This window comes from [Bacteroides] pectinophilus, assembly GCA_025146925.1.
Classification (GTDB): domain Bacteria; phylum Bacillota; class Clostridia; order Lachnospirales; family Lachnospiraceae; genus Bacteroides_F; species Bacteroides_F pectinophilus.
The window spans coordinates 2528711-2551037 of record CP102260.1 but is presented as its reverse complement, the minus strand read 5'-3'; the positions used below and the strand labels follow the sequence as shown (position 1 = coordinate 2551037).

The following is a 22327-nucleotide window of genomic DNA, read 5'->3' as shown; positions in this document are numbered from 1 at the left end:
AAAATTAAAATTAATTCATGAATATATTTATTGGATGTGGGAAAAGCTTGTCTTATGATAACATGATTTTGCTGCTTGTGAAGGAAATATCAGAAGGGAGTAGGGATATGCTTGACGGACTTGATTCTAAGGACAGGGATGAGATATATAATGGATATGTGGAGGAGATTACGCCCAAACACAATTGTGCCGTGGAATGTATAAAGGCATTCGTTACCGGAGGAATAATATGTACTGTTGGGCAGGGGGTTCTTGAGATATATAAGGGCTGTGGAATAGCAGCGGATGAAGCTGCGCTGTGGACAACTGTTACACTCATTCTTCTGAGCGTAATTCTTACGGGACTTAATATATATCCATCGATTACGAAGTGGGGCGGAGCCGGAAGCCTTGTGCCGATAACGGGATTCGCCAACTCAGTAGCAGCTGCCGCTATAGAGTATAAGAAGGAAGGCTGGGTATTCGGAGTCGGATGTAAGATATTCACGATAGCCGGTCCTGTTATACTCTATGGAATAGTCAGCAGCTGGATACTGGGTGTTATATACTGGATAACAAAGTTATTGTAACAAAATTATAAGTCTAATGCACTCTTGGCAATGCTTGATACGAGACCCTTTGATGATACTCCGGCATTCTGCTTAGGAGAATTAGATGTTGACATTGTGGTTCCGTTGACTGTAGGTGCCATGAGTATGCGTCCCGAACCACGATATACATTAACAAAACCTTCACCGTTAACAGCGGAGCCAAGCAGACTCTTTGAAGACTTTTCGACAGTAAACTGAAGTGAAGATGACCATGCAACAGCCATATTGCCGTCAATCTTTACAACATCATTATCAAGGACAATCTCAAAAAGTTCTTCGCGTGGCACAGGACTTTCGAGAACAGCAATACCCTGGCCGCTGAGACTTAAGTTGAAAAGTCCTTCACCGCCAAGAAGCGCTGAAGATACACTGTTACGTGCAACAACTGTCTCATTAAGACCTGCATCACATGCGAGAAACATTCCGTCATCAAGAACAATACCGCTTCCCCATGTAGCAACATCCTCAAGGATGATATAATTATATGTAGGTTCAAGCATGAGATAGCCCCAGCCGTTATATACCGGCTTAACGGCTGATTCGTTGGTTACGGCACCCTTAAGAGCCTTCCCTAAGAAATCACCTACACCCTTAACGCCTGTCTCTGATTCTACGCTTCCGGCTGTCCACTGCATTGCGCCTGCCTGGACTCTTACGGAAGTTCCGTTAAGGCAGCACAGAACCTGACGCTTTCTTACATTCATCTCATGCATGAAATATGCAACTGATGCATATGACGGTGCAACGCTCATATCTTTCTGATGCTCATATACAGTGTATGAGCCCATCTGAGCTATCTGCTTAAGATTTTCATTGTTTGCAAAATTGTTTAATTGAATCATTATAGCCTCCTGTGTAAAAATTTATACTACGTTAATATATTTTAGATAATGTTAATAAATGTGTCAATTAGTATTATATATTTATTAAATGTAGTCCATTAGTATTGACGTAATTTGTAAAAATGAAATACTATTAGAACATTGTCAATGAAAATATGAAAATAACGAAGTAACTATATTCAGAAAGGAATTACAATGGGAAAAATATTTCGCAATCTTGCTCCGTATTGGAAATCGGTAATTATAATCCTGGCACTCCTTGCGGTTCAGGCGTTTTGTGACCTTGCGATGCCACAGTATACATCGGATATCATTGATACCGGAATACAGAATGGCGGCATTGCGTATTCAGTGCCACAGTCGGTGACGCAGACAGACTTTGAGGAGGCTGAGCTTTTCATGACAGATGAACAGGCCGGACTCTGGAAAAAGTCGTATGATCTGGAAGAGGATGGAATCTACAGACTTAACATAAGTAAGAAAAAAGATATTACGGCTGTGCAGAATGAACTGCTTGTTCCAATTCTGATTAACTATCAGTTAAAGGACGATGAGAGAGTGCAGTTCATTCAGGCGGCAAAGGCAGGGCTTGCAGGTAAAGATGCTGTCATACAGATGCAGGATAAGGCTTCACAGATGATAGACTCAATGGGGGCGTCACTTGTAAGTTCAATGGGAGTTGCTTATGCAAAGCAGTGTGATGCCAATGCGGGAATGGATATGAATAAGATCCAGTTGAATTATCTGCTTGCAGCCGGCGGTAAGATGGTTGGGCTTGCACTTATTATGGCAGCCGCAACAGTGCTTGTAGGACTTGCTGCTTCGCGTGTTGCGGCCGGTGTGGGAATGACACTCCGCGGCAATCTTTTCAAAAAGGTTGTCGGATTTTCTAACACTGAGATGGATAAGTTCTCTACGGCATCACTTATAACAAGATGTACCAATGACGTGCAGCAGATACAGATGGTAACAGTAATAATGCTGAGAATTGTTGCATATGCGCCTATAATCGGAATCGGCGGAATTATAAAGGTGCTTAATACCGGTTCACATATGGAATGGGTAATAGGTCTCGCGGTACTCCTTATTATGGGCTTTGTGCTTGTACTTACTTCAATCGCAATGCCTAAGTTCAAGCTTATGCAGAAGCTGGTTGATAAGGTTAATCTCGTATCAAGAGAGATTCTTACCGGACTTTCCGTAATCAGGGCATTCGGACGTGAAGATGAAGAGGAGAAGAGATTTGATGCAGCCAATACAGAGCTTACTAAGACCAATCTCTTTACTAACCGCGTAATGACATTTATGATGCCGGGAATGATGTTTATCATGTATGTCATAACTGTACTTATCGTATGGGTGAGCGCACACCATATTGATGCGGGAACAATGCAGGTAGGAACGATGACTGCATTTATGACATATGCGATGCAGATAGTTATGGCATTCCTTATGCTTACGATGCTTTCAATAATGCTTCCGAGAGCAGCGGTTGCAGCAGACAGAATTGATGAGGTAATGAAGACGGCAAGTTCGGTTGAGAATCCTGATAATCCGGTACATGTTGAAGATAAGGCAGAAGGAAAAGTCAGATTTAACCATGTTAATTTCAGATATCCGAATGCAGAGGACTGCGTACTTGAAAATATTGATTTTGAAGCACTTCCGGGGCAGACAACTGCAATTATAGGAAGTACCGGATGCGGTAAGTCAACACTTGTAAATCTTATTCCGCGTCTCTATGATGTTACAGAAGGTTCGATAACCATAGACGGAACGGATATAAGGGATATGTCTCTTGAGGATTTAAGGGGAATGATTGGATTCGTTCCTCAGAAAGCGGTGCTTTTTTCAGGAACAATCGCGAGTAATATAAAGTTTGGCAATTCCGATGCATCTGATGATGATATGAAGCAGTGTGCACAGATAGCGCAGGCAACAGAATTTATCGAAGAAAAAGATGATACTTATAACAGCAGAATAGCGCAGGGCGGTTCTAATGTGTCAGGCGGACAGAAGCAGAGACTTTCGATTGCGAGGGCAATAGCAAAGCATCCGAAGATATTTGTATTTGATGACAGCTTTTCAGCGCTTGACTTAAAGACTGATGCCGCATTAAGAAAGGCGCTTGGTGAGAATGTCCGCGACAGTACCATGATTATAGTTGCACAGCGTGTAAGTACGATACTTCATGCAGAGCAGATAATAGTACTTGATGAAGGCAGGATCGCCGGAATCGGAACTCATGGACAGCTCCTTGAGAACTGTGAGGTATACAAAGAAATAGCAATGTCACAGCTTTCAGAGGAAGAACTTAAGAATGCGGGAAAGGAGGAAAATTAAATGCCACGTCCGGGAGCAATGGTACCACCCCAGAAATCCAAGAATTTTAAGGGGTCAATAAAGAAGCTTATGTCATATATAGGCAGATTTAAAATACAGATATTCCTTGTAATGCTGTTTGCAGCAGCATCAACGGTATTCAGCGTAATGGGACCTAAGATACTTGGTAAGGCAACAACGGGTCTTGCAGAAGGTCTTATGGCGAAGATACAGGGAACAGGCGGTATTGATTTTGAATATATTGGCAGAATACTTGTATTTGTACTTGCAATATACGCGGTAAGTGCAATATTCAATTTCGCGCAGGGCATGCTTATGACAGGAGTTACCCAGAAGGTATGCTATCAGTTAAGACGCGATATATCACAGAAGATAAACAGAATGCCGATGAAATACTTTGAGAGCAGGACATATGGTGAGGTTCTTTCAAGAATTACCAATGATGTTGATACGTTCGGTCAGGGACTTAACCAGAGTATAACACAGATAATTACATCAACGGCAACACTTATAGGTGTGCTTATAATGATGCTCAGCATCTCACCGCTTATGACACTTATAGCACTTGTTGTCCTTCCTGTATCCGGAGCGCTTGTTTCATTTACAGTTAAAAAATCACAGAGATTTTTCATAAAGCAGCAGGAGTATCTCGGTCATATAAACGGTCAGGTTGAAGAGACGTTTGGCGGGCAGAACGTAATAAAGCTCTTCAATAAAGAGCAGGAGACACTTGATGAATTCAACCGCACGAATAAGATTCTGTATGACTCAGCATGGAAGTCACAGTTTTTCTCGGGAATGATGCAGCCGATAATGGCTTTTGTAGGCAACCTCGGATATGCAGGTGTGGCACTTTGCGGCGGTATTCTTGCAGTAAAGGGCAGAATTACAGTCGGTGACATACAGGCATTTATCCAGTATGTAAAGAACTTTACACAGCCAATACAGCAGATTGCACAGGTTATTAACCAGGTACAGTCAATGGCAGCGGCAGCTGAGCGTGTATTTGAATTCCTTGGCGAGGAAGAGGAGGATCAGGCTGCGGCCAATCCGGTTGATATATCAGAGCATGTCATTGAAGGATCAGTTGAGTTCGACCATGTTAAGTTCGGATATAACCCGGATAATGTCATAATCCATGATTTCAGCGCCAATGTCCGGCCGGGGCAGAAAGTAGCCATAGTAGGGCCTACAGGTGCGGGAAAGACAACGATGGTCAAGCTCCTTATGAGATTCTATGATGTGAACTCAGGAAAGATAATGCTTGACGGGCATAATGTTAAAGACTACAACAGAAGAGACTTACGAAGCGCATTTGGAATGGTGCTTCAGGATACATGGCTTTTCAAGGGTACAATAATGGAAAATGTACGCTACGGACGCCTTGATGCAACTGATGAAGAAGTAATTGCAGCATGTAAGGCAGCACATGCCGATAAGTTCATAAGAACACTTCCGGGCGGCTATAATATGGAACTTAACGAAGATGCAAGCAATGTATCACAGGGACAGAAACAGCTCCTTACGATAGCAAGGGCAATTCTTGCGGATAACAGGGTGATAATTCTTGACGAGGCTACATCTTCAGTAGATACGAGAACAGAAGAGCAGATACAGAACGCCATGGATAATCTTATGAAGGGCCGCACAAGCTTTATCATAGCCCACCGTCTCTCGACAATCCGCAATGCCGACATAATACTTGTTATGCGTGACGGGGATATTGTAGAGCAGGGCAGCCATGAGGAACTCCTTGAAAAGAACGGATTCTATGCACAGCTTTATAATTCCCAGTTTGAAAATGTATCATAGACGCATTAATTATGTTGTGGTAAAATGTTTTCGGTAAAGTTGTTTTATGAAACGGAGAAACAGCATGGGTGAGACATTAGACATTATTAAGACAAGAAGAAGTATCAGAAAATATAAGCCTGACATGGTTCCGAAGGAACTCATTGACAAGGTTCTTGAAGCAGGAACATGTGCAGCTACAGGAATGCACTATCAGTCACCGATTATAATTGCAGTAACTAATAAGGGATTAAGGGATAAGATATCTAAGATGAATGCACAGATAATGGGTTCGTCAAGTGACCCGTTCTACGGGGCACCCGTAATTCTTATTGTTCTTGCTGACAAGTCGCGTCCTACACATGTGTATGACGGAAGCCTTGTTATGGGTAACCTTATGCTTGCGGCACATGACCTGGGACTTGGAAGCTGCTGGATACACAGAGCTAAGGAAGAGTTTGAGATGCCTGAGGGCAAGGAGATCCTTAAGTCACTTGGAATAGAAGGAGATTACGAAGGAATCGGACATTGTGCGCTTGGCTATATAGACGGAGAATATCCGGAAGAGAAGAAGAAAAAAGAGAACTGGGTGTACTATGCGGAATAATATGCAGAATAATATGCAGAAGGATATGATGGTTAATGATACATACGAGGTTAAACGGCTTTGCAACAGGGGACCTTTTTGTGTTAAGGTTCCCGGCTCAAAGAGTATAACGAACAGGGCATTGATGCTTGCTGCAATGTCAGAACGCCGGTGTGAGCTTACCGGCGTTTTGTTCAGTGATGATTCAAGAGCATTTTTGGACTGCCTCGGCAGGCTCGGATTTGAACTTATCATCGATGAGGAGAATGAGCGTGTCGTAATACAGGGTACAGGCGGAGTAATTCCCAATAACACTGCTTCAGTTGATGTGCGGAGTGCAGGAACTGCGGCAAGATTTCTCACAGTTATGCTTGCGCTTGCAGGCGGTGATTATGAGATGAATTCGTCAAAGCAGATGGCTAAAAGACCTATGGAGCCGCTGCTTAAAATTCTTCGTGACGGAGGAGTTGAGTTTGAATTCCTCGGAGAAGAGGGGCATTTTCCGTTCATTATGCATTCACATGATATACATCTGTCATCTGTCACGGTTGATACTACGGTAAGCAGCCAGTTCACAAGTGCGCTTCTTATGGCAGGAACACTTCTTGATGCCGGGCTTGACATTAATGTGACAGGCAGCAGAACAGAAGGTTCATATATTAAGATGACACTTTCGATGCTTGAACAGTTTGGTATATCATATACGAGACATGACAGCGGATACAGAGTTGCAGGTCATCAAAGTTACGGACTCGGCAGTTATGTTGTTGAACCTGATATATCGGCTGCGTCGTATTTTTACAGTATGGCTCCGATACTCGGCTGTGATGTGAGAGTTGAGCGTGTCCACAGACCATCTCTTCAGGGTGATATGAAGTATGTCGAGACACTTGGGACGCTTGGCTGTGTACTCGAGGAGTCGAAGGAAGGACTATGGGTTAAGGGCTCCGGGGTATCGTCATATCACGGTATAACTATTGATATGAATGATTTTTCGGACCAGACTATGACTATGGCAGCAGTTGCCGTATATGCCGATACGCCGACAAGCATTTATAATGTCGGACATATCAGGTATCAGGAATCTGACAGAATGGCGGCAATTATAAATGAACTTACGGGAATGGGGATAAAATGCGAGGAGATTCCTCAATACGATGGAATCAGGATATTCCCGGGTAAGCCGCAGCCTGTTGAGGTTGAGACTTATGAAGACCACAGAATAGCAATGGCGATGTCTCTTACGGGACTTGGAGCGGATGGCGTTGTAATTAAGAATCCGGGGTGCTGCCGTAAGACATTTGAGAATTATTTTGAGGTGCTTGATTCGTTGTATACAAAGGCCGATGTAGACGTAATACTTCTCGATAATGACAATACGATTATGGATTTTGATGAATGTGCCAGAAGAGCGGTAGCAATATCGCTGGAGAAGGCTGGAATACATGCCGGTAAAGCGGATACAGCCGTTGGATTCGCAGACAGATTCCTTGTTCATAATACGTCTATGTGGCAGAAGCTTGAAAGACGCGAGATAACAAGGCAGGAACTTCTTGATACGCGCTGGCAGCTTTTCTTTGAAAAAGAGGGGATAGATTATGACGGTAAGGCATTTGAGGCAATATATCGCGATGAGCTTACAAAGCAGCACGTGCTTTATGAGGGGGCTTTGGAACTCCTGAAATACCTCTCGGAACGTTATGATGTATATATAGCTACTAATGGAATAACAAGAACGCAGACAAGGCGTATTGCGGAAAGCGGTGTCGGAAAGTATATAAAGGGATGCTTTATATCAGAGCAGATAGGCGCAGACAAGCCTTCAGAAAAGTATTTTGATGCATGCATGAACGGAATCGGAATATATGACAGAAGCAGGGTGATGATAATAGGAGATTCACTTACTTCTGATATGAAGGGCGGTGTGCAGTATGGAATTAAGACATGCTGGTTAAACCGCGCAGGAGCTGTAAGACCACAGGGGCTGCATTGTGACTATGTAGTGAAGTGCTATGAGGATATAGAGAGGATACTGTAGGCGCGTGTGTAAGGAACGCGGCGGTGTGTTATGCCGCATCCGGGCACGCTTGCGCTGCGATGCAGACATAGCGGTACATAAGCCGCCGGAATACGGCGGCTAAGTACCGATGTCTGCAAAGCACCCGGTTGCAGCACAACACACCGCCGCTGTGTTTCGCAGACGCGGACGCGCGGAAATATACGCACCGGGATTATTAGGAATACAGTGTAGATGCATCTGTGTGCGTCAGGTAACGATGACGGAAGCACAGCGGAGCAGACCGGCAGATTCATAAGCAGGGGCTTTTAGAGCGGCTGGTACTTAGGCGGCGTATTCTGCCGCCTTATGTACCATTGCCGGCTCTAAGCAGCGCAAGCGGCCCTGCGTTGAACTGCCGGTCTGCCCCGCGTCACTCTTATATCAATATGACACATAGATACAACTAACCACTACACAAACAGACATTAATTATACGGAGGTAACACATATGATAGGCATTATAGGCGCCATGGACGAAGAAGTTGAACAGATAGTAGAAGCTATGAATATTGAGCGTGTTGAGGAAAAAGCCGGCATGAAGTTCTCATGCGGAAGTCTCAATGGCAGCGAGGTTGTAATTGTGCGCAGCGGAATCGGTAAGGTTAATGCTGCAATATGTACGCAGATTCTCTGCGATGACTTTAAGGCTGATGCAGTTATTAATACGGGAATAGCCGGCTCACTTGATGCATCGATTGACATTGGAGATATTGTATTATCATCAGATGTTCTTCATCATGATGTGGATGCAACTGGATTTGGGTATCCGCTTGGACAGATTCCAAGAATGGATACGCTTTCATTCGAGGCAGATAAAAAGCTTCTGGCAACAGCAGAAGAGTGCTGCAAAGAAGTGCTTCCTCAGGTTGGTGTGCATGTGGGACGTGTTGTGAGTGGAGACCAGTTCATATCAGATAAGGCAGTAAAGGAACGTATTATCAGTAATTTTGGCGGAATGTGTACGGAGATGGAAGGAGCAGCCATTGCACAGGCAGCATATGTAAATAAGATTCCATTTCTTATTATGAGAGCTATATCAGATAAAGCGGATGACAGCGCAACAGTTGATTATCCCGCATTTGAAGCACAGGCAATAAAGAATTCCGTGACACTACTTACGGCAATCGCTGCAAAGCTTGGATAAGTAAAATATAAAAATACAAAAATGCGCCGCATGTTAAGTCACAGGGACTTAGCGTGCGGCGTTTTATTATGCATGGTGTAAATATCATATATTGGCAAATACAAGTTCTTAAATATATCCGTTAAACATCATTCCGGAATAAGCTGACAGATTGTAAGGGTCTGTCATCACTCTTCTAGGATTCTTATATGCAATAATCTTATTATTCACGTAATCCATTGGGTTCATCGCGATTCTCTCGGCTGTATCATGCAGGGCATCCTTGAAGTGTCCAAGACTGTCATAGACTTTACCAAGACCGCCTTCGTCTGCAAGAGTAAGAATGGCATTCTTATTGACGGAGATAGTTCCGTTATCATTGACGTCAAGACCACTCTGGCTCAAAACTCCTGAATATGAACGTGAAAGCTGAGAGAACTGTCTTCTTAATCTTGCACTGCCTTCAAATGTATCTGTGTCAGAACCTGTTGCAACTGATATAAGATTGTTATAGCCGCCAATCAGTTCGTTAATACTGTCTACAATTGCATCGGAATCGGCCTTCAGAGCAATGTTCACCGGAGGCTCTTCCTGCACACTGTGGAAGCAAAGCTCGAATTCCTTGTTAATCGTAATCTTATTGGAAGTGCTTGTACGCTGATTGCCATCAATTGAATATACCGCATTGGACGGATGCTGCGTTACTCTGTCAAGCCCCAAGGTAGCTGCGGCAGGCGTGTTCTGTGCGGCTGGAGTCTCATTATCCTTAAAATCAAATATTACAGGCTTCATTCCTGAGATACCTGTATCTGCAGACTCAATGCGAAGCGCGGTATTACCCATGTCATCGCTGCAGATATCGGCAGACAGACCTATATTGGAGCGGTTTATGAGTCGTGAGATCTTATCCTGGATACTTCGTGAATTGTCATTGTCACTGACACCGAATTCGAATTCGTATGTTATGTCGGACATGTTAAGGTCGAATGAATAATCACCCGGTTCAAGAAGCTTCGATGACGGCGGCAGAAAATTGCCGGTGTTAATCTGCGTTGTTGCAAGCTGATGCACGCTTACGCTGAATGATGAAGCCCCGGAGTCACCGCTTCCGACGTAGACGGCGCTTACTGCTTCGGGATTATCAGATATTGCCGATTGCCTGATTATCAGGCTGTCATCGTCACTTCCGGATAATTCGTCGGCAATGCTGCTTAATTCACGTGCATTCTCCTTAAGGTCTATTGCATACTTCTGTGCCTCAAGTGAGACGTCGGTCTTATATGCAGGAGCGAGCCTGTTAATGCCAAGCATCTTGTTATATGCACGGCGCAAATCGCTCGGTCTGCGTGCTGCATTATCTGTTCTTGCAGTCTCACGTGCGGCGTATTGGGAAAGATAATAGCTGTATGCACTGCTTATCATAACAGGTCACCTCCTTGTCTGTATGATTTAAGAAAATGTAATAACAATCCGAAATCCATTTCGGAATATTTTTATTATTACTTTATATTAAATGTGAAAAAATCGTGACTTTTTCTGATACACATATTATAATAGGAGAAAAGTGAATTGTCACTACTAAATTTTGAAAAATTTATTGACGTTGCATTGTAACTGTGATATATTAGACTAGCTATGGAAGAGGTCTTTTTTTTATGCCTAAAAAAAGCCTTTTGCGGTGCAGTATGAATATGGCTACATAAGCATACAGCATCATCAAAGAAAATTAATGGAGGTGGATGGTTGTGCGCGTAAAGATAACATTGGCATGTACAGAGTGTAAGCAGCGTAATTACAACATGACGAAGGATAAGAAAACTCATCCGGACAGAATGGAAACAAAGAAGTATTGCAGATTCTGTAAGTCACACACATTACACAAAGAAACAAAGTAATTAGTATGACAGTTGTCTCCGATGCATGTATGGCATTGACATGCGGCAGGAGATGGTAGGAGGATTCTATGAGTGACACTGCTAAGGGCAAGACCAAGAAGAGTTGGTTCAAAGGTCTTAAGGCTGAATTCAAGAATATAAGCTGGCCGGATCAGAAGACACTTACTAAGGAAACTGTTGCTGTATTGGTTGTCTCCGTATTGCTGGGATTAATAACAGCAGGATTAGATTTTATTATCAGATACGGACTCGAGTTCCTGATAAAATAAGTTGAGGGTGATAAGATGGCAGAAACAAATTCAGAAGTAAGCGAAGTTAGGGCAGAAGTGAATTCAGAACCACGTTGGTATGTTGTTCACACTTATTCCGGCTATGAGAATAAGGTTATGGACAGTATTAGCAAGACAATAGCCAACAGGCATCTTGAAGATCAGATACTTGATGTCAGGGTTCCGGTAGAGACAGTATATGAACTTAGGGCTAATGGCACTAAGAAGGCTGTCGAGAGAAAAATATTCCCGGGATACGTTCTTGTTAATATGGTCATGAACGAAGATACCTGGTATGTGGTACGCAATATCCGTGGCGTGACAGGTTTTGTAGGTCCTGGATCTAAACCGGTACCGCTCACGGAAGAAGAGATGAAACCTTATGGTCTTACAAGCAACGACAGTTCAGAGTCTGACAAGAACGTGGTTGTCAATCTTAAGGTTGGTGACATTGTAACAGTCACAGGAGGCGCATGGGCCGGATCAGTTAAGGCAATCCAGAGCGTCAATGAGAGCAGACAGACAGTTACTATTAATGTCGATATGTTCAGCCGTGAAACACCGGTTGAGATAAGTTTCTCAGAAGTTAAAAAGATGTAAGGTAATATTTTAGGAGGTCATAACAATGGCAAAGAAAGTAACAGGTTATATCAAATTGCAGATTCCTGCCGGAAAAGCGACACCAGCACCACCTGTTGGTCCTGCACTTGGACAGCATGGTGTTAACATCGTCGAATTTACAAAGCAGTTTAACGCAAAGACAGCTGACCAGGGAGATTTAATAATTCCTGTTGTCATCACTGTATACGCAGACAGAAGCTTCAGCTTCATCACGAAGACTCCGCCGGCTGCTGTTCTTCTTAAGAAGGCATGCAAGCTTAAGAGTGGTTCAGCCGTTCCTAACAAGGATAAGGTTGCTACAATTTCTAAGGCTGAGATTCAGAAGATTGCAGAACTTAAGATGCCGGATCTTAATGCAGCAAGCCTTGAGGCTGCTATGAGCATGATTGCCGGTACTGCACGAAGCATGGGTATCACAGTTGAGGACTAATCCCGACAGAGGATTGAATATAATATCTTGAAGATATATTGAAAAGTGGGAGACGTGTGTAAAGTATACACTTAGCACATTTACACAGCCACTAATACCACAGGAGGTTCATAATGAAAAGAGGAAAGAAATATGTAGAGGCTGCAAAGCTTATTGACCGCGCAGCTTTATATGATACAACAGAAGCAGTAGCTCTTGCTAAGAAGGCAGCTACAGCTAAGTTCGATGAGACAATCGAAGCACACATCAGAACAGGATGTGACGGACGTCATGCAGACCAGCAGATCCGTGGTGCAGTCGTACTTCCACACGGAACAGGTAAGACTGTAAAGGTTCTCGTATTCGCTAAGGGTGATAAGGTAGCTGAGGCTGAGGCAGCAGGTGCTGATTATGTTGGCGGTGAGGAGCTTATCCCTAAGATCCAGAACGATAACTGGTTTGATTTTGATGTAGTTGTTGCTACACCTGATATGATGGGCGTTGTTGGTCGTCTCGGACGTGTACTTGGTCCTAAGGGCTTAATGCCAAACCCTAAGGCTGGTACAGTAACAATGGATGTTACAAAGGCAATCAACGATATCAAGGCTGGTAAGATCGAGTACAGACTTGATAAGACAAATATCATTCATGTGCCAATCGGTAAAGCTTCATTTACTGAGGAGCAGTTAGCGGACAACTTCCAGGCAATTATGGATGCAATCGTTAAGGCTAAGCCATCATCTTTGAAGGGTCAGTACCTCAGAAGTGTAGTAGTAACTTCAACAATGGGTCCTGGTGTTAAGGTTAACACAGCAAAGTTTGTTGGTTAATTGAAATTAACAATTGACATTCTATAGATAATAAGTTATAGTATTACAAGTAATGAACTGCCGAAGACAGCTAGGTCCCGCAAGGGTCAAAGGTAACACGCCTGCCGAGGAATCAATCAAATCATTAGTGTTTGAGATTATAGCCTCGTCTGTGTGCAGACGGGGCTTTTCTTATAATGTCGATTTGATGCGAACCGATGTTAAGATGGTTCGGCAGTCAAAATCTGACAGGAGGTAAATATCATGGCTAAAGTAGAGCTTAAGCAGCCGATTGTAGACGAGATCGCTGGTTTCTTAAAGGATGCGAAGGGTGCTGTACTTGTTGACTACCGTGGATTAACAGTAGAACAGGATACACAGCTCCGTAAGCAGTTAAGAGAGGCTGGTGTTGTATACAAGGTATACAAGAACACACTCATCAAGCGTGCAATCGCAGGTACAGAGTTTGAGGCACTCAGTGCAGAACTCGACGGACCTACAGCTATTGCAATCAGCGCAGATGATGCAACAGCTCCGGCAAGAATTCTTTACAATTTTGGTAAGACAGCTGAAGCACTCGAGTTAAAGTCAGGCGTAGTTGAGGGAACATATTATGACGCTAAGGGAATTTCTCTTATCGCTACAATTCCATCAAGAGACGAACTGCTTGCCAAGTTCCTTGGAAGCATCCAGTCACCTGTTACAAACTTTGCTCGTGTTATTAAGCAGATCGCTGAGAAGCAGGAAGAAGTTGCATAAGGTTAACATTTACATTTAATTAATTATATCGAAAAGGAGATTATAATAATGACAACTCAGGAAATTATCGAAGTAATCAAAGGTTTATCAGTATTAGAGCTTAACGATCTCGTTAAGGCTTGTGAGGAAGAGTTCGGCGTATCTGCAGCAGCAGGCGTTGTAGTTGCAGCAGCAGGTGCTGGCGCAGCAGCAGCTGAGGAGAAGACAGAGTTTGACGTAGAGCTTACAGAAGCTGGCGCAAACAAGGTTAAGGTTATCAAGGTTGTTCGTGAGATCACAGGTCTTGGACTTAAGGAAGCAAAGGATCTCGTTGATAACGCTCCTAAGACAGTTAAGGAAGCAGCAGCTAAGGAAGAGGCTGAGGAGATTAAGAAGAAGCTTGAGGCTGAGGGCGCTAAGGTTACTCTTAAGTAATTATAACGGATATCAGATTGAGTTTATTGAACGGCATCCACTTATGTGGGTGCCGTTTTTTGTGCTTATATAAATATTCAGGAAATATAATGAAAATATTGCTTGCATTTTATTGACAAATATGATATCATGAACAATGCACTATTGTGGCGAGATAGGCTGTTTATGCCTTTTTTTAGGACAGGGCAGCAGCTTGTGTGCTCCCGGAGGCTTGGGAGCCTGCCGTCAATGTGTTTAATAAACTAAGCATAGGGGTGAAACGTCGATGGAAAAGAACAGAATACGTCCAAAGAAGTTTGGCAATAATGTCAGAATGAGTTACTCAAGGCAGAAAGAAGTTCTTGAGATGCCAAACTTAATCGAAGTTCAGAAGAATTCATATCAGTGGTTTTTGGACGAAGGTCTCAATGAAGCTTTTAATGACATTTCTCCAATAGGCGACTACAGCGGTCGCTGGAGCCTGGATTTTACAGGTTTCAGACTTTGTACGGATGAGGCAAAGTATACTATTGAAGAGTGTAAAGAAAGAGATGCTACTTATGCAGCTCCGTTGCGTGTCAAGGTAAGGCTTCAGGATAAGCAGACAGGCGAGATGAAAGACCATGAGATTTTTATGGGTGATCTTCCGCTGATGACTGAAACGGGTACATTTGTCATTAATGGCGCAGAGAGAGTTATTGTAAGCCAGTTAGTACGTTCCCCTGGTATATATTATGATATCCAGCATGACAAGATTGGTAAGGAACTCTATTCATGTACGGTAATTCCTAACCGTGGTGCATGGCTGGAATACGAGACAGATTCTAATGACATTTTCTATGTACGTGTCGACAGAACACGTAAAGTTCCTGTAACAGTGCTTATTCGTGCACTTCTTACACCAACTAAGGATAATGCCATGATTAATGGCAGCAATGAGGATATTATTAATATATTTGGTGATGAGCCAAAGCTCCTTGCTACAATTGAGAAGGATGTATCAACAGACCATGAGAAGGGTCTTACAGAACTTTATAAGAAGATTCGTCCGGGAGAGCCTGTTTCAGTAGATAATGCTGAAAGCCTTATTCAGGCTATGTTCTTTGACCCTAGAAGATATGATCTTGCTAAGGTTGGACGTTATAAGTTCAATAAGAAGCTTAACTTCAGAACAAGAATTGCAGGACAGACACTTGCTGAAGATGTTGTTATCGAACAGACAGGTGAGACTTTCCCTGCAGGAACGGTTGTTACAAGAGAGATTGGACAGACAATCCAGGATGCAGCTGTACCATATGTATATATCCAGACAGAAGAGCGTAAGGTTAAGGTGCTTTCTAACCTTATGGTTGATGTTACAAAGTGGGTAGATATAACAGAAGATGAGGCTAAGGAACTTGGCATCGTTGAACCTGTATACTTCCCTGTACTGAAGACTTTACTTGAGAATGAGGAAGATGATATTAAGACACTTCTTAAGAAGAATGTTAATGACCTTATTCCTAAGCATATTACTATAGAAGATATATTTGCATCTATTAACTACAATCTCCATCTTGAATATGGAATCGGTACAAAGGATGATATCGATCACCTTGGTAACCGTCGTATTCGTGCTGTAGGTGAACTCCTTCAGAACCAGTACAGAATCGGTCTTTCAAGAATGGAAAGAGTTGTCCGTGAGAGAATGCAGACACAGGATCAGAGCGGTCTTTCAGCTCAGAACCTTATTAATATCAAGCCTGTTACGGCTGCAGTTAAGGAGTTCTTCGGAAGTTCACAGCTGTCACAGTTCATGGATCAGAATAACCCTCTTGGTGAGCTGACACATAAGAGACGTCTTTCAGCACTTGGTCCTGGCGGTCTTTCAAGAGATCGTGCCGGATTCGAAGTACGAGATGTTCACTATACACATTATGGCAGAATGTGTCCTATCGAGACACCTGAAGGACCTAACATCGGTCTTATTAACTCACTTGCATCATATGCAAGAATTAATGAGTATGGATTTATTGAGGCTCCATATCGCCTTATCGATAAGTCGGATCCACAGAATCCAAGAGTAACAGACGAAGTACGTTACCTTACAGCGGATGAGGAAGATGATTTCTATGTAGCACAGGCTAATGCTGAACTTGATGAGGACGGACATTTTGTAAAGAATTCCGTATCAGGCCGTTATCGTGAAGAGACATCAGAATTCCCTAAGAGCAAGCTTGATCTTATGGACGTTTCTCCACGAATGGTATTCTCAGTTGCTACATCAATGATTCCTTTCCTCCAGAACGATGATGCTAACCGTGCCCTCATGGGATCTAACATGCAGCGTCAGGCCGTTCCTCTTCTTACAACAGAAGCTCCTGTTGTAGGTACAGGTATGGAGTATAAGGCTGCTGTCGATTCAGGCGTATGTGTTGTCGCTAAGGAAGCAGGTGTTGTTGAGTATTCAACATCTAAGGAGATAGCAGTCAAGACTAAGGATGGCAGAGACGTATACCGCCTTACTAAGTTTGCAAGAAGTAACCAGAGCAACTGCTACAACCAGAGACCTATTGTATTCAAGGGTGATAAGGTTGAGAAGGGACAGGTTATCGCAGACGGACCATCGACTAAGAATGGTGAGATTGCATTAGGTAAGAACCCTCTCATCGGTTTCATGACATGGGAAGGTTACAATTACGAGGATGCCGTACTTCTTAGTGAAAGGCTTGTTCAGGATGATGTTTACACATCAGTTCATATAGAAGAGTACGAGACAGAGGCAAGAGATACAAAGCTCGGACCGGAAGAGATTACAAGAGATGTTCCGGGTGTAGGCAATGATGTACTTAAGGATCTTGATGAGAGAGGTATTATCCGTATCGGTGCCGAGGTTCGTGCAGGAGATATACTTGTAGGTAAGGTTACACCTAAGGGTGAGACAGAGCTTACAGCAGAAGAGAGACTTCTTCGTGCAATCTTCGGTGAGAAGGCAAGAGAAGTAAGAGATACATCACTTAAGGTGCCTCATGGTGAATATGGTATTGTTGTTGATGCTAAGGTATTCACAAGAGAGAACGGAGATGAATTAGGACCGGGTGTTAATCAGACAGTCCGTATATATATTGCCCAGAAGAGAAAGATTTCTGTTGGTGATAAGATGGCCGGCCGTCATGGTAACAAGGGTGTCGTTTCAAGAATACTTCCTGTAGAGGATATGCCATTCCTTCCTAACGGAAGACCTCTTGATATCGTGCTTAACCCTCTGGGCGTGCCTTCTCGAATGAATATCGGACAGGTGCTTGAGATTCATCTCAGCCTTGCTGCGAAGGCTCTTGGATTTAATATATCAACACCTGTATTTGACGGTGCGGATGAGCATGATATTATGGATACTCTTGATCTTGCCAACGACTATGTTAACCTTGAATGGGATGAGTTCGTTGCTAAGCGCAAGGGAAAGATTGATGACGAATTATTTGCTTATCTTGAGGAAAACAAGGATCATCGTGCAGAGTGGAAAGGTGTTCCTATCTCACGTGACGGTAAGGTAAGACTTCGTGACGGACGTACAGGTGAGTACTTCGACAGCCCTGTTACTATCGGACACATGCATTACCTTAAGCTGCATCACCTTGTTGATGATAAGATTCATGCACGTTCAACAGGTCCTTACTCACTCGTAACACAGCAGCCACTTGGTGGTAAAGCCCAGTTCGGTGGACAGCGTTTTGGTGAGATGGAGGTTTGGGCTCTTGAGGCTTATGGCGCATCTTACACACTGCAGGAGATTCTTACAGTTAAATCTGATGATGTTATCGGACGTGTTAAGACTTACGAGGCAATTATCAAGGGTGATAATATTCCTGAACCGGGTATCCCTGAGTCATTCAAGGTACTCCTTAAGGAACTCCAGTCACTTGCACTTGATGTTAAGGTTCTTGATGAGAATGGTGAAGAAGTTGATATCATGGAGAATGTTGATTATAGTGAAGGTGATTTCAAGCGTATCTATGAGGATGCCGGAATGAGCTATAAGCAGGATGGTGACCTTGGAGATCATGGATATACTGCACAGACAATAGGCGAAGAAGGCTTTGAGAATGAAGAGCCTGAAGAATCATCAGATGATGTTGTACTGGATGATTATGATGATGATTACTCAGGTGATGAAGAATAAGAAGGGAGTGCGGGAAATGTCACAAGAAACAACAAATGAAACATATCAGCCAATGACATTTGATTCTATCAAGATTGGTCTTGCTTCTCCAGAGAAGATTATGGAGTGGTCTCACGGCGAGGTAACTAAGCCGGAGACCATCAATTACAGAACACTTAAGCCTGAGAAGGATGGATTGTTCTGTGAGAGAATCTTTGGACCGAGCAAAGATTGGGAATGTCATTGTGGAAAATATAAGAAGATCAGATATAAAGGCGTTATCTGTGACAGATGTGGCGTTGAGGTCACTAAGGCCAGCGTACGTCGTGAGCGTATGGGACACATCGCACTTGCAGCTCCTGTTTCACATATCTGGTATTTTAAGGGAATCCCAAGCCGTATGGGTCTGATTCTTGATCTTTCTCCACGTGTACTTGAGAAGGTTCTGTACTTCGCTTCGTATATTGTGCTTGACAGAGGTGAGACTAATCTTGCCGATAAGCAGATTCTTTCAGAGGCAGAATACAGAGAAGCATGCGACCAGTACGGAAGCAATGCTTTCAGAGTAGGCATGGGTGCGGAAGCTATTATGGAACTTCTTCAGAAGATTGATCTTGAGAAGGATTCAGCACAGCTTAAGTCAGAACTTGCAGATGCTTCAGGACAGAAGAGAGTAAGAATAGTTAAGAGACTTGAGGTTGTAGAGGCATTCAGGGAGTCAGGTAATAAGCCTGAGTGGATGATACTTACTGCAATTCCTGTAATTCCACCGGATTTAAGACCTATGGTCCAGCTCGATGGTGGACGTTTTGCTACATCAGATCTTAACGATCTTTACAGAAGAATCATTAACCGTAACAATCGTCTTGCAAGACTTAAGGAACTCGGAGCTCCTGATATCATTGTCCGTAATGAGAAGAGAATGCTTCAGGAAGCAGTTGATGCGCTTATTGATAATGGCAGAAGAGGACGTCCTGTAACAGGTCCGGGTAACAGAGCTCTGAAGTCACTTTCAGATATGTTAAAGGGTAAGCAGGGACGTTTCCGTCAGAACCTCCTTGGTAAGAGAGTTGACTATTCAGGACGTTCAGTTATCGTTGTAGGTCCTGAACTTAAGATATATCAGTGCGGTCTCCCTAAGGAGATGGCAATTGAGCTTTTCAAGCCTTTCGTTATGAAGGAGCTTGTAACAAGCGGTAAGGCACATAATGTTAAGAGCGCCAAGAAGATGGTTGAGAGACTTGAGACTGAAGTATGGGATGTACTTGAGGATGTTATTAAAGAGCATCCGGTTATGCTTAATCGTGCTCCTACACTTCACAGACTTGGTATTCAGGCTTTTGAGCCAATCCTTGTAGAAGGTAAGGCTATCAAGCTGCATCCGCTTGTATGTACAGCATTCAATGCCGATTTCGATGGTGACCAGATGGCTGTCCATCTTCCACTTTCAGTAGAAGCACAGGCAGAGTGCCGTTTCCTTCTTCTGTCACCTAACAACCTTCTGAAACCTTCAGATGGTGGTCCTGTTGCCGTTCCTTCACAGGATATGGTACTTGGTATCTATTACCTTACACAGGAAAGACCGGGAGTTAAGGGTGAAGGTAAGTATTTTAAGAGCGTTAATGAAGCAATCCTTGCATATGAGAACGGAGTTATAACACTTCATTCAATTATCAATGTTAAGGTTCAGAAAGAGAATGCTGAGGGCGAGATAGTTGAAGGTGTGATTAAGTCAACACTCGGAAGATTCCTCTTCAACGAGATTCTTCCACAGGATCTTGGTTTTGTTGACAGAAGCAAGCCTGAGAATTTCCTCGCACTTGAGGTAGATTTCCATGTAGGTAAGAAGAAGCTTAAGGCTATCCTTGAGAAGGTTATCAATACACATGGTTCTACACGTACAGCAGAAGTTCTTGATGATATCAAGGCTATCGGTTATAAGTATTCAACAAGAGCTGCCATGACAGTTTCTATTTCTGACATGACAGTGCCTGAGCAGAAGAAGCAGCTTATTGCTGATGCTGAGAGCACAATCGAGAAGATTGCCAAGAACTATCGTCGTGGTTTCATTACAGAAGAAGAGAGATATAAGGAAGTAATAGAGGTTTGGAAGGAGACTGATGCAACTCTTACAGATGCCCTTCTTTCAGGTCTCGATAAATATAACAACATCTTCATGATGGCTGATTCAGGTGCCCGTGGTTCTAATCAGCAGATTAAGCAGCTTGCAGGTATGCGAGGACTTATGGCTGATACATCAGGTCGTACAATCGAACTTCCTATCAAGTCGAACTTCCGTGAAGGACTTGATGTACTGGAATACTTCATCTCAGCCCATGGTGCCAGAAAGGGACTTTCTGATACGGCTCTTCGTACAGCCGATTCAGGTTACCTTACAAGACGTCTTGTTGACGTTTCCCAGGAACAGATTATCCGTGAGACAGACTGTGCTGAGAACCGCAAGGAGATTCCTGGCATGTATGTAACAGAGTTCACGGAAGGCAAGGAGATGATTGAGTCTCTTAAGGATCGTATCACAGGAAGATATCTTGCTGAGGATGTTAAGGATCCTGCAACAGGTGAAGTAATTGTTGCTGCTAACCATATGGTTACACCTAAGAGAGCTGAAGCTATCTTGAAGACAGGTATTCAGAAGATTAAGATCAGAACAATCCTTACATGCCGTTCACATATCGGTGTATGTGCCAAGTGTTATGGTGCCAACATGGCAACAGGCCAGGCTGTACAGGTAGGTGAGGCAGTTGGTATTATCGCTGCACAGTCAATCGGTGAGCCTGGTACACAGCTTACTATGCGTACTTTCCATACCGGTGGTGTTGCAGGTGATGATATTACACAGGGTCTTCCTAGAGTAGAAGAACTTTTTGAGGCAAGAAAGCCAAAGGGACTTGCAATTATTGCTGAGTTCGGTGGTGTTGCCACAATTAAGGATACAAAGAAGAAACGTGAGATTATCATTACAGATAATGAGAGCGGACAGTCAAAGACATATCTTATCCCTTACGGTTCAAGAATCAAGATTCTTGACGGTGCTGTTCTTGAAGCCGGTGATGAGCTTACAGAAGGTAGCGTTAACCCACATGATCTTCTTAAGATTAAGGGTGTACGTGCAGTTCAGGATTACATGATCCGTGAGGTACAGAAAGTTTACCGACTTCAGGGTGTTGAGATTAACGATAAGCATATCGAGCTTATTGTACGTCAGATGCTCAAGAAGATAAGAATTGAATCAGCAGGTGATTCAGAATACCTTCCTGGAACAACAGTTGATGTTCTTGACTTTAATGAGACTAATGAGAGACTTGAAGAAGAGGGCAAGGAGCAGGCAGTAGGAACACCTATTATGCTTGGTATTACTAAGGCATCTCTTGCGACTAACTCATTCCTTTCAGCAGCTTCATTCCAGGAAACAACTAAGGTTCTTACTGAAGCAGCAATTAATGGTAAGGTCGATCCACTTATCGGTCTTAAGGAGAATGTCATCATCGGTAAGCTTATTCCTGCCGGTACAGGACTTCGCCGTTACCGCAATGTTAAGATTGATACAGGTCGTGTATACAATGAGATTGAGAATTATGACGGTGATTATGAACTCAATCTTTCAGAGGATACAGAGGATACAGAAGCAGATGCAGCAACAGTTGCAGCTGATAATAGTACAGAAGAATAATTACAAAGC

Annotated in this window: 17 protein-coding genes and 1 other annotated feature; of the genes, 15 read left to right on the top strand and 2 right to left on the bottom strand. The window is 43.2% G+C overall.

The features are described from left to right. Positions 1 to 107: 107 nt before the first annotated feature. Entirely contained in the window at positions 108 to 569 is a 462-nt protein-coding gene (gene spoVAC, locus NQ488_11945) for a stage V sporulation protein AC (protein ID UWN95270.1), read from the top strand. A gap of 5 nt (positions 570 to 574) precedes the next feature. Here spoVAC and NQ488_11940 read toward each other — a convergent pair whose 3' ends face one another. Next, positions 575 to 1432 carry an AIM24 family protein gene (locus NQ488_11940; GenBank protein ID UWN95269.1) on the bottom strand — a complete coding sequence of 286 codons (858 nt, stop codon included), beginning with the start codon at positions 1430 to 1432 and terminating at the stop codon, positions 575 to 577. A gap of 195 nt (positions 1433 to 1627) precedes the next feature. Here NQ488_11940 and NQ488_11935 point away from each other — a divergent pair, with 195 nt between their 5' ends. The 5 genes from NQ488_11935 to NQ488_11915 all read left to right on the top strand — a co-directional run bounded on the left by NQ488_11935 (position 1628) and on the right by NQ488_11915 (position 9355). Further along, a complete protein-coding gene (locus NQ488_11935) occupies positions 1628 to 3775 on the top strand; it encodes an ABC transporter ATP-binding protein/permease (protein UWN95268.1) in 2148 nt (715 codons plus the stop codon). Beyond that, positions 3776 to 5587: an ABC transporter ATP-binding protein/permease gene (locus NQ488_11930; GenBank protein UWN95267.1), complete on the top strand. Its 1812-nt coding sequence runs from the start codon at positions 3776 to 3778 to the stop codon at positions 5585 to 5587. 64 nt (positions 5588 to 5651) lie between these two features. Beyond that, complete coding sequence (locus NQ488_11925) at positions 5652 to 6173, top strand: nitroreductase (protein UWN95266.1); 522 nt, start codon at positions 5652 to 5654, stop codon at positions 6171 to 6173. A gap of 1 nt (position 6174) precedes the next feature. After that, positions 6175 to 8190, top strand: a complete 2016-nt coding sequence (aroA, locus tag NQ488_11920) for a 3-phosphoshikimate 1-carboxyvinyltransferase (GenBank protein ID UWN95265.1) — start codon at positions 6175 to 6177, stop codon at positions 8188 to 8190. A gap of 469 nt (positions 8191 to 8659) precedes the next feature. Next, positions 8660 to 9355, top strand: a complete 696-nt coding sequence (locus NQ488_11915) for a 5'-methylthioadenosine/adenosylhomocysteine nucleosidase (protein UWN95264.1) — start codon at positions 8660 to 8662, stop codon at positions 9353 to 9355. A 108-nt stretch (positions 9356 to 9463) separates the two neighbouring features. On the opposite strand, the gene NQ488_11910 is transcribed toward NQ488_11915, so the two are convergent. Then, positions 9464 to 10756, bottom strand: a complete 1293-nt coding sequence (locus tag NQ488_11910) for a hypothetical protein (protein UWN95263.1) — start codon at positions 10754 to 10756, stop codon at positions 9464 to 9466. A 323-nt stretch (positions 10757 to 11079) separates the two neighbouring features. Here NQ488_11910 and rpmG point away from each other — a divergent pair, with 323 nt between their 5' ends. The 9 genes from rpmG to rpoC all read left to right on the top strand — a co-directional run bounded on the left by rpmG (position 11080) and on the right by rpoC (position 22318). Next, positions 11080 to 11229: a 50S ribosomal protein L33 gene (gene rpmG / locus NQ488_11905; GenBank protein UWN95262.1), complete on the top strand. Its 150-nt coding sequence runs from the start codon at positions 11080 to 11082 to the stop codon at positions 11227 to 11229. Between the two features lie 68 nt (positions 11230 to 11297). Further along, positions 11298 to 11498 carry a preprotein translocase subunit SecE gene (gene secE, locus NQ488_11900; protein ID UWN95261.1) on the top strand — a complete coding sequence of 67 codons (201 nt, stop codon included), beginning with the start codon at positions 11298 to 11300 and terminating at the stop codon, positions 11496 to 11498. A gap of 15 nt (positions 11499 to 11513) precedes the next feature. Further along, positions 11514 to 12098, top strand: a complete 585-nt coding sequence (gene nusG / locus NQ488_11895) for a transcription termination/antitermination protein NusG (protein ID UWN95260.1) — start codon at positions 11514 to 11516, stop codon at positions 12096 to 12098. A gap of 25 nt (positions 12099 to 12123) precedes the next feature. Then, complete coding sequence (rplK, locus tag NQ488_11890) at positions 12124 to 12549, top strand: 50S ribosomal protein L11 (GenBank protein UWN95259.1); 426 nt, start codon at positions 12124 to 12126, stop codon at positions 12547 to 12549. Positions 12550 to 12659: 110 nt separating this feature from the next. Further along, on the top strand, positions 12660 to 13358 hold the full coding sequence (gene rplA, locus NQ488_11885; GenBank protein ID UWN97160.1) for a 50S ribosomal protein L1: 699 nt from the start codon (positions 12660 to 12662) through the stop codon (positions 13356 to 13358). Positions 13359 to 13400: 42 nt separating this feature from the next. After that, positions 13401 to 13539 (top strand) — a sequence feature (ribosomal protein L10 leader region). 62 nt (positions 13540 to 13601) lie between these two features. Beyond that, positions 13602 to 14096, top strand: coding sequence for a 50S ribosomal protein L10 (gene rplJ, locus NQ488_11880; protein UWN95258.1), 495 nt, complete (start codon positions 13602 to 13604; stop codon positions 14094 to 14096). A 48-nt stretch (positions 14097 to 14144) separates the two neighbouring features. After that, positions 14145 to 14510, top strand: coding sequence for a 50S ribosomal protein L7/L12 (gene rplL, locus NQ488_11875; GenBank protein ID UWN95257.1), 366 nt, complete (start codon positions 14145 to 14147; stop codon positions 14508 to 14510). Positions 14511 to 14775: 265 nt separating this feature from the next. After that, positions 14776 to 18648, top strand: a complete 3873-nt coding sequence (locus NQ488_11870; GenBank protein ID UWN95256.1) for a DNA-directed RNA polymerase subunit beta — start codon at positions 14776 to 14778, stop codon at positions 18646 to 18648. 16 nt (positions 18649 to 18664) lie between these two features. Further along, positions 18665 to 22318: a DNA-directed RNA polymerase subunit beta' gene (gene rpoC, locus NQ488_11865; GenBank protein ID UWN97159.1), complete on the top strand. Its 3654-nt coding sequence runs from the start codon at positions 18665 to 18667 to the stop codon at positions 22316 to 22318. Positions 22319 to 22327 lie beyond the last annotated feature (9 nt).

Coding starts and splice junctions, on each gene's coding strand:
- NQ488_11940 (UWN95269.1), bottom strand. CDS start 1,432: ATGATTCAATTAAACAATTTTGCAAACAATGAAAATCTTAAGCAGATA.
- spoVAC (UWN95270.1), top strand. CDS start 108: ATGCTTGACGGACTTGATTCTAAGGACAGGGATGAGATATATAATGGA.
- rpoC (UWN97159.1), top strand. CDS start 18,665: ATGTCACAAGAAACAACAAATGAAACATATCAGCCAATGACATTTGAT.
- NQ488_11925 (UWN95266.1), top strand. CDS start 5,652: ATGGGTGAGACATTAGACATTATTAAGACAAGAAGAAGTATCAGAAAA.
- NQ488_11935 (UWN95268.1), top strand. CDS start 1,628: ATGGGAAAAATATTTCGCAATCTTGCTCCGTATTGGAAATCGGTAATT.
- aroA (UWN95265.1), top strand. CDS start 6,175: ATGCAGAATAATATGCAGAAGGATATGATGGTTAATGATACATACGAG.
- rplL (UWN95257.1), top strand. CDS start 14,145: ATGACAACTCAGGAAATTATCGAAGTAATCAAAGGTTTATCAGTATTA.
- NQ488_11915 (UWN95264.1), top strand. CDS start 8,660: ATGATAGGCATTATAGGCGCCATGGACGAAGAAGTTGAACAGATAGTA.
- NQ488_11910 (UWN95263.1), bottom strand. CDS start 10,756: ATGATAAGCAGTGCATACAGCTATTATCTTTCCCAATACGCCGCACGT.
- rplK (UWN95259.1), top strand. CDS start 12,124: ATGGCAAAGAAAGTAACAGGTTATATCAAATTGCAGATTCCTGCCGGA.
- nusG (UWN95260.1), top strand. CDS start 11,514: ATGGCAGAAACAAATTCAGAAGTAAGCGAAGTTAGGGCAGAAGTGAAT.
- NQ488_11870 (UWN95256.1), top strand. CDS start 14,776: ATGGAAAAGAACAGAATACGTCCAAAGAAGTTTGGCAATAATGTCAGA.
- rplJ (UWN95258.1), top strand. CDS start 13,602: ATGGCTAAAGTAGAGCTTAAGCAGCCGATTGTAGACGAGATCGCTGGT.
- secE (UWN95261.1), top strand. CDS start 11,298: ATGAGTGACACTGCTAAGGGCAAGACCAAGAAGAGTTGGTTCAAAGGT.
- NQ488_11930 (UWN95267.1), top strand. CDS start 3,776: ATGCCACGTCCGGGAGCAATGGTACCACCCCAGAAATCCAAGAATTTT.